This window comes from Clostridium sp. OF09-36, from assembly GCF_003481985.1.
Lineage (GTDB): Bacteria > Bacillota > Clostridia > Lachnospirales > Lachnospiraceae > Brotaphodocola.
In genome coordinates, this window is sequence record NZ_QUMD01000016.1 from 65,311 (window position 1) to 71,310 (window position 6,000).

Genomic DNA, 6,000 nt, shown 5'->3' on the forward strand with positions numbered 1-6,000 from the left:
CCATTTTTACATATGCCATCTCTGTTAATATAATTATATGCTATTTCATTAGTAAATCAATACAATTTTATTGCTTTTCATTTTTCACGTGTCATGGTAAAATGTAACGAGTGCAAGAGGGCCAGGAACATGCTTGCACAGTCATGGCGAACGGCAAGGCAATCAAGTGACGTAAATCACAGTCAGTCTCCGTGAAATTACCGACTGTGGATTGAAACAAACAAGAAAGGATGGAATCATTCGATGTCAGAAGAAAAAATACAGGCGGCTACGTTTTAAAACTCAGCCTCAGGGTCCGAAAATGCGGTTTAAATCCGAAAAGGAAGCCAACGAATATCTGGCAAAGCTGAAGGAAAAAAACGCAAAATACCGCAATAACGAAAATAACTAGCACAATCTACATGCACATTACATCCACATTTGTGACATGCCTTGCATCAAAAAACTGCCACTTTCCACTAGGAAATGGCAGTTTTTGGTTATTAAATCCTCATAAGATCATCGCAAGTGCAAAGTTGAAACTGCATCAAACAATACGCTGACTAACACTTTGATATTTCCAAACGAATCAACTGACTAACGTTTGATATTAAACGCCTTCACGCCCGGAAACTGTGCTGCCACACCAAGCTCCTCCTCGATGCGGAGCAGCTGGTTGTATTTTGCCACACGCTCACTTCTGCTCGGTGCGCCGGTCTTGATCTGGCAGGTGTTGAGCGCTACAGCCAGGTCTGCGATCGTGGTATCCTCGGTCTCACCGGAACGATGGGATGCGATCGCGGTATAGCCTGCTTTGTGTGCCATCTTGATTGCCTCCAGAGTCTCGGATACGGTACCGATCTGGTTTAACTTGATCAGGATGGAGTTGCCGCAGCCAAGCTCAATGCCCTTTGCAAGACGCTCGGTGTTGGTTACGAATAAGTCATCTCCAACCAGCTGAACCTTATCACCGAGTTCTTTGGTCATCATCTGCCAGCCTTCCCAGTCTTCCTCATCCAGGCCGTCCTCGATGGAGTAGATCGGGTACTTCTCGCAAAGGTTCTTCCAGTGCTCTACCAGCTCTTTGGAAGTAAACTTCTTGCCGCTCTTCGGAAGCAGGTACTCGCCCTTCTTACCGCTCTTCCACTCACTGGATGCAGCATCCATGGCCAGAACAAAATCGGTACCCGGCTTATATCCTGCCTTCTCAACTGCTTCCAGAATTACCTGGATTGCTTCCTCATCGCTGCCAAGATCCGGTGCGAAGCCGCCTTCATCACCGACGGAAGTTGCCAGCCCTCTGGATTTTAACAGGGCTGCCAGTGCATGGAACACCTCGGTACACCAGCGGAGACCTGCCTTGAAGCTCGGTGCGCCTGCCGGCATGACCATAAACTCCTGCACATCCACGGTATTGGCTGCATGCGCGCCGCCGTTTAAGATGTTCATCATCGGAAGCGGCAGACGGTTGCCGTTTGCGCCGCCGAGGAAACGGTACAGCGGCATTTCCATAGCGTTTGCTGCTGCTCTTGCGCTTGCGATAGAAACTGCCAGGATTGCATTTGCACCCAGCCTGGATTTATCTTTTGTGCCATCGGCCTGGATCATTGCCTGGTCAATCGCATAAACATTAGACGGATCCATGCCGCACAGAACATCAGAAATGACGGTATTGATGTTCTCCACTGCTTTGGAAACACCTTTTCCACCAAAGCGGCTCTTATCCTGATCCCGTAATTCCAGTGCCTCAAACTCACCGGTAGATGCGCCGCTCGGTGCTGCACCTCTGCCGACGGTGCCATCGGTTAAATACACCTCTGCTTCTACGGTTGGGTTTCCGCGGGAATCGATAATCTCTCTTCCAATTACTTTTTCAATTTCCAGATACATCATAGTCATGTCCTCCTGCCTGTGCCTTATTAAGTTAGTTATCGCTAACCAACCACAGTCTACCACACGGCACTTTTTCTGTAAATCATCCTTATTGATCATGTTTTCTCAGTATCTTCAAATTCGCTGTTTTTATTCAGAAACGAAGGAGTGTTTTCCTATAAAAATGATTGACAGCATTCTGATTTATGCTATGATGTTAGCTGCAACTAACTTTCTGTTAAAATGTTCCAGAGGAGGAATTTATGCCACTGAATCTAGCTGAGATCAATCAGCAATATACGGTTCAAAAAATATGCGGAGATGAGGAGCAGCGCCATTATCTGGAAACGCTTGGATTTGTGGAAAATGCCGCTATCCGCATTCTGTCTGCCTTTTTCGGCTATTATATCGGCATGATCAAGGAAAGTAAGATCGGCATCAGTGCCGATTTTGCAAAAATGATCATTGTGCAGGCGGAATGATCTGCATAGCTTTTTGCTGCGCTCCTTCCAAGACACAGCCTATCCGATGCCGGACCGTTATTTGCGCATCGCAACGTTTTTACAAAGGAGACCTACTATGAAACGAAACAAGAGCATATTGCATCTTTACGAGATCATCCTGGTCGTGCTCATGCTGATTCTCATCCTGAATCTTTACCTTACCAAGCTTTTAGTCGATCCAGACCTCTCTTACAAAGCTATGTACCAGTCACTGTGCATGACACTGGCCTTTCTGGTTCTCTGTATTGTTCTGGCCCTGATCCAGAGAGAGCTTCTGGCCCGCCTGCTCAACAATGTTTATAAAAAGAATTCCAGAAATCACAGTGAATCCCAGAGCCAGACCAAAAACAGCCAGGTGATCCCAACCGTATCCTCCGAATTTCTTGCAGAGAAGATCCGGCTATTCCAGTCCCAGAACGCCGGGAAACTTTTCAGTTCCGAAAATCCCTGCCAGCATCCAGTAACCGGAAAGCTTCCGATCGCACTGATTTCTACAGACATTGAAAACTTTCATTTTATCAATGACAAATATGGCTACCCGCTTGGAAATGAAATCTTAAATGTCGTCTACGAGGAACTTACTGCTTCCTCGCTTTCCCTGTTCACTGCCCGCTTTTTCTCCGATGTTTTTATCAGTATTGCTGATGTAAGCAGGCAGACCGGGGATGCACTCCGGGAACAGATCCAGAGTCTTGACCAGAAGATCTGCAGCCGGATCCGCGATACCTATCACATCAGCTTCTTCCGGACCAACTCCGGCATCTACCTGATCCCGGAAGAAGAAACCAAGCCGGAAACCATGATTTCCTGTGCCAACGTGGCAAGGCGGATCGCCAAAAAACTCATCAGCCACACCTGCCTTTACTCCGACGAGATCGACCGGAAAGAAAAAATGCAGGCGGAGATCCTGCATTCCTTCCACAGCACCCTGGAAAACCATGAATTTGAAATATATTTCCAGCCTAAGGTCAACACGATCACCCAGACTGTGTCCAGCGCAGAAGTTTTGGTCCGCTGGATACGGAACGGAAAGCTGCTCTGGTCCCCAGACATCTATATTCCTCTGTTTGAACAAAATGGGTTTGTGGTCGATCTGGATTATTACGTCTACGAGCAGACCTTCCAGTGGCTCCGCAAATACGCAAGTCTGCTTCCTGCAAAATTCCGTGTCTCCTTAAATGTGTCTCCAGTCCATTTTGAGCAGCCGCATACTTTTGTTCAGAAGATTCAGGATCTCATTGATACCTACAAGATTGATCCTTCTCTTCTTACCTTTGAGATCACAGAGTCCACCTACGTCAATAACCCACTGGCTGTCAACCAGGTGATCCGCAGTCTCCAGAACCGTAACATCCAGATTTCCATGGATGATTTCGGCTCCGGCTATTCCTCCTTAAACACATTAAAGGATCTGCTGTTTGACGAAGTAAAAATTGACCGGATGTTTCTCGGGGACACCCTGTCCGAAAATGCCCATATCGTCCTGCAGGAGATTTTCCACATGCTCAAGCGTATGAAGAAAACCATCGTCTGCGAAGGCGTGGAAACAAAAGAAATCGCAGACTTCCTGAAGCAGGAAGGCTGCGATGAGATCCAGGGCTTTTTATACTACCGCCCTATGTGTAAGGAAGATTTTGAAAAGCTGATGGGCTGCCTGGTGTAATAACAAGATTGCGCAGTAAACATCAAAGGAACGAGCTATGTTAAAGCTTCAGCGTTTTCAGGTATTCTTTCTGCCCCGGCGTGATCCGGTAACTCTCCCGTGCTTTCTGAATTGTCTTATTATGGGTCCATGGATCCAGACGCTTCTGTTCCAGGTACGGGATCGCCGCATCCCACTGTTTCGCCAGCGCTGTTGCAAAAAACCATGCTGTCATCATGTTCACATAGTATTCCTCCGAACGGACAGCCGCCGGTAATTCCAGATACTCTGGGCAAAAATCATCATCCAGAAACCAGCGCATCAGCATTCCCATCCCAAACCGGCAAATATATGGATGCTCTGATGGAATCCAGAGCTTTATTTTCTCTAAAAGCTCTGTCTTATGCTTTTGAAATACTTTCGGGGAAAGACAGTCACATACAGCCCAATTATCGATGTACGGCAAAAATGTCTCCAGCGCTTCCATGCAGGCATCATAATCCTTGATTGAAGCGATCAGAAGTGCATGGAGAACGTTTTCATCATAATAAGTATGCGGAAGCTGTTTTAAAAAATCATTGGTCTCTTCCCCGTTTACCAGTTCCTTCGCCAGCTTTTTCATAGCTGGCATCCGGATGCCGATAACCTGCTCCCTTGGCAGTCCAGGAATCAATTTACTTTGAAAATCACCGTATTTTTCATCCTGTAATGCAAACAACCGTTCCCGGATCATATCTGCCATTTCCTCCTAAAATCCAAGATTATCATTCACAAGGATCACATGGATTCTTCCTGTATGTCTGGAATATCTTGTGATCAAAAACTGACAGCAGATGGTATCCGGTGACTTGCAGTCAAAGCATTTTCCCTTTTCTTTGCAAGGAATCTTGTAATCAAACCGCTGTGCGTTCGCAGGTGCAGCCACATTTCTGGCACGCTTCATTGCAGCATCAAGATCGGAACATACCTTATTGATCCCTACAATAAAAATAACCTTTCTCGGTCCCTGTGCAATGCAGGATACCCGGTTGGAATTTCCATCAATGTTTACCATAATTCCATCATCCGTGATCGCATTTGCGCTGCTTAAAAATACATCTGCGTCGTATGCTGCCATTAATGCCGCTCTGCGCTCCATTTTATCACGGTCCATATAATTGTAGTTTCCTTCTTCCAGTGCCTTGATCAATCCGATCTCATGCGCACTCATACAGCCGCCCATAGCAATGCTGCTTCCTTCCGGAATCAGCTGTAATGCCTGTTTCAGTGCTTCTTCCTTGTCCGCCGCATAATAACCGCTCATGTTTCGTGACTCCAGCCCTTTGATCACAGTCCGCGCCAGACATTCATTTCTTTTTACGAGATTTTCATTCATGTGATATTCCTCCGTTCTAGTCAATAATACCCAACTCCATCCAGCCATACTTCTTTTCTATCCTCTGAATCGTCTGTTTTCATAGTTCCATTATAACGCCGCTCTTGCAAAATCTCAATTAGTTCCAGTTTCCCAGATCATAGCCTGAACATGAAACCACAAGTCCTTTGGGCACAAAAAAAGCCCGGAAACCTTTGATTTTACAAGAAATTTCCGAACATAAAATTAGAGAACCAGCAATTTAGTTTGGGTAAAAAAATAGATCGGGTGATGGGAATCGAATCCCTAACCCACTCATAATAAACTGATTATAAGGAGGATTCCAACACTTCATCTTCTCATCGTACCGAAATCGTACCAACCACGGCAACTCATCAGCAGAAACAAGAATAACACTTTGCACACTACTTGTTAATCCCAAAATTACGAATTTTAGAATTCATTCTTATTTAATCAAATAATAAGAATGAATTCTAAATCATGTGTATATGACAACTTTGTATTCCTCGGTTATCTCGGCAGTCGAGTAGACTAAGACCTCTCAATCTTAGCCCCTCACAGATCCGTACGTGCGGCTTTCCCGCATACGGCTCCTCATAGTAACATTCACTTTAATATAAGCAATAGTA

At 45.6% G+C, this 6,000-nt stretch carries 5 protein-coding genes; 2 read left to right on the top strand and 3 right to left on the bottom strand.

What is annotated here, in order from left to right; translation table 11 throughout:
- Positions 1–576: 576 nt before the first annotated feature.
- Positions 577–1,872, bottom strand: a complete 1,296-nt coding sequence (gene eno, locus DXA97_RS12870) for a phosphopyruvate hydratase (RefSeq protein WP_118720515.1) — start codon at positions 1,870–1,872, stop codon at positions 577–579.
- A gap of 242 nt (positions 1,873–2,114) precedes the next feature.
- Between eno and DXA97_RS12875 the strand changes: the two genes are divergently transcribed.
- Positions 2,115–2,333, top strand: coding sequence for a FeoA family protein (locus DXA97_RS12875; RefSeq protein ID WP_118720517.1), 219 nt, complete (start codon positions 2,115–2,117; stop codon positions 2,331–2,333).
- A gap of 97 nt (positions 2,334–2,430) precedes the next feature.
- Positions 2,431–4,017 (top strand): GGDEF domain-containing phosphodiesterase, encoded by a 1,587-nt coding sequence (locus DXA97_RS12880; protein ID WP_182436893.1) that lies wholly within the window; start codon positions 2,431–2,433, stop codon positions 4,015–4,017.
- Between the two features lie 40 nt (positions 4,018–4,057).
- Here DXA97_RS12880 and DXA97_RS12885 read toward each other — a convergent pair whose 3' ends face one another.
- Both DXA97_RS12885 and DXA97_RS12890 read right to left on the bottom strand, forming a co-directional pair.
- A complete protein-coding gene (locus DXA97_RS12885) occupies positions 4,058–4,738 on the bottom strand; it encodes a DNA alkylation repair protein (protein ID WP_118720521.1) in 681 nt (226 codons plus the stop codon).
- 6 nt (positions 4,739–4,744) lie between these two features.
- The gene (locus DXA97_RS12890) at positions 4,745–5,371 is read right to left on the bottom strand and encodes a lactate utilization protein (protein ID WP_118720523.1); all 627 of its coding nucleotides are present in this window, start codon (positions 5,369–5,371) and stop codon (positions 4,745–4,747) included.
- Positions 5,372–6,000 lie beyond the last annotated feature (629 nt).

Coding starts and splice junctions, on each gene's coding strand:
- eno (WP_118720515.1), bottom strand. CDS start 1,872: ATGATGTATCTGGAAATTGAAAAAGTAATTGGAAGAGAGATTATCGAT.
- DXA97_RS12875 (WP_118720517.1), top strand. CDS start 2,115: ATGCCACTGAATCTAGCTGAGATCAATCAGCAATATACGGTTCAAAAA.
- DXA97_RS12880 (WP_182436893.1), top strand. CDS start 2,431: ATGAAACGAAACAAGAGCATATTGCATCTTTACGAGATCATCCTGGTC.
- DXA97_RS12885 (WP_118720521.1), bottom strand. CDS start 4,738: ATGGCAGATATGATCCGGGAACGGTTGTTTGCATTACAGGATGAAAAA.
- DXA97_RS12890 (WP_118720523.1), bottom strand. CDS start 5,371: ATGAATGAAAATCTCGTAAAAAGAAATGAATGTCTGGCGCGGACTGTG.